This window comes from Acetobacter sp. DsW_063, from assembly GCF_002153745.1.
Classification (GTDB): Bacteria; Pseudomonadota; Alphaproteobacteria; order Acetobacterales; family Acetobacteraceae; genus Acetobacter.
The window spans coordinates 1-2,011 of the sequence record NZ_JOPL01000143.1 but is presented as its reverse complement, the minus strand read 5'-3'; the positions used below and the strand labels follow the sequence as shown (position 1 = coordinate 2,011).

The 2,011-nt window shown below is 54.3% G+C and carries 2 protein-coding genes; both read left to right on the top strand.

What is annotated here, in order from left to right:
* Positions 1-310, top strand: a 310-nt coding sequence (locus HK28_RS13345; protein WP_143217434.1) for a molybdopterin cofactor-binding domain-containing protein, incomplete at its 5' end; no start/stop codon positions are given.
* Positions 311-914: 604 nt separating this feature from the next.
* Entirely contained in the window at positions 915-1,934 is a 1,020-nt protein-coding gene (locus HK28_RS13340) for an LLM class flavin-dependent oxidoreductase (RefSeq protein WP_086645025.1), read from the top strand.
* Positions 1,935-2,011: the final 77 nt, after the last annotated feature.

Here is a 2,011-nt window from a genome sequence, read left to right as displayed (position 1 = left end):
CTGCGGAATGGCCGTGAACCCGGATACACTGGTCGCGCAGATCGAAGGCGGCCTGCTTTTTGGATTTACAGCCGCGCTTTATGGAGAGGTTACTTTTGAGGGAGGGAGAATAGAACAAAGTAATTTTCACAATTATCGCTTGATGAGAATTAATGAGACCCCTCATGTTGAGGTGCATATCGTTAACAGTGGAGAGGAGCCTGGGGGGATAGGAGAGGTTGGGACTGCCGCAGCCTTCCCTGCATTAAGCAATGCCCTTTTTGCCGCCACCAAAGAGCGATATAAAAAATATCCCTTTAAAATAAAATGAAAGTATGGAGGTCAATCATTATGATCGACGCGGATTTTTTCGTGACCGCAGTGTTGCGATCGTATCCTTTACAAGGATATGCCGCCGCAGTTGATCTACCCTCGCTAATACGCCGGTGAATGGCGCCTCATCAAGGTGTATATAAAACCCCAGACAGATAGCGGGCTGCGTGCGAAAGCGTCTGGGAGACGAGCAGCAAAAATGGTGGCCAACGAAAGCGTCGATATCGACAAATTCCAGTCTTTTTATGACGTGGAAATCGGTGGATGTTGCTAAGCCTAGGTTCTCTCAAAAAAAGGCGGCGCGGAGAATAAGCCGGAGCAGCAGCTGAGTCCTGGAGCTCGGTAAGACTCAGGGGGTTCAGTTCGGCAGTGATTAAGACGCCTGTTAGCTTTCGGTAAGAAAGGCGACGATGGATGAGCGCGCGCGGCACTTACTGCCGATGGGGTCGGGGCCTAGTTCGTGGCGGCACCTCACTCAGACCAGATATGGCATCGAAGTCTTGCGATACAGCCTTTATCGGACACTTTCACTCACGAATTATGCGACAGCCTTTCGTCGCTGCTATATCAGAGGGGGAGAAACTCGATTGGAATATCCAGCCATGAAAAATATCGGTTTTCTCTCTTTTGGTCACTGGACGCCCTCGCCGCAATCTCAAGCGCGTTCGGCCGCTGACGTTTTGCTGCAATCGATCGAACTCGCAGTGGCGGCGGAGGAGTTGGGAGCGGACGGAGCCTATTTCCGTGTCCATCATTTTGCCCGCCAACTTGCCTCGCCCTTTCCCTTGTTGGCGGCGGTTGCAGCCCGGACTACCCGCATCGAAATTGGCACTGCAGTCATCGACATGCGCTATGAAAACCCGTTTTACATGGCCGAAGATGCGGGGGCGGCTGACCTGATTTCCGGGGGACGCCTGCAATTAGGGATCAGTCGTGGATCTCCTGAGCAGGTTGTCGATGGGTGGCGGCATTTTGGCTATCAACCAAACGATGGGCAGAGCGACGCCGACATGGGGCGACAGCATGCCGAGGTGTTTCTCGAACTGCTCAAAGGAAATGGGTTCGCAACCCCCAGTCCGCGTCCGATGTTTCCTAACCCGCCCGGTCTGTTAAGGCTTGAACCTTTCTCCGAAGGGTTACGAAACCGCATCTGGTGGGGATCAGGTTCGGACGCGACTGCCATTTGGGCTGCGAAAATGGGAGTGAACCTGCAGAGTTCGACGCTCAAGGATGATGAGACGGGCGAACCGTTTCATATTCAGCAGGCTCGTCAGATTCGCGCATACAGAGCAGCCTGGGCGGAAGCTGGTCATACGCATGCCCCTCGTGTTTCCGTCAGTCGCAGTATTTTCGCGCTGGTGAACGACATGGATCGCGCCTATTTCGGGGGGCAAAAGGATGCGGACCATATCGGCATGCTCGATGAGACGACGCGGGCGATTTTCGGGCGTAGCTATGCGGCTGAGCCGGACGTGTTGATAGAGCAGCTCCGGGGGGATGAGGCCATTGCTGAGGCTGATACCCTGCTGTTGACAGTCCCGAATCAACTGGGGGTCGCTTATAACGCCCATGTTCTTGAGGCGATTCTTACTCATGTAGCGCCGGCACTCGGCTGGCGTTGAGGTTGCTTTTTCGAGGAAAAGCTTTGCCCGGTGCTGTCACGTTAACCTCGGGGCTGTAGACTGCCCTGCATGAGCGC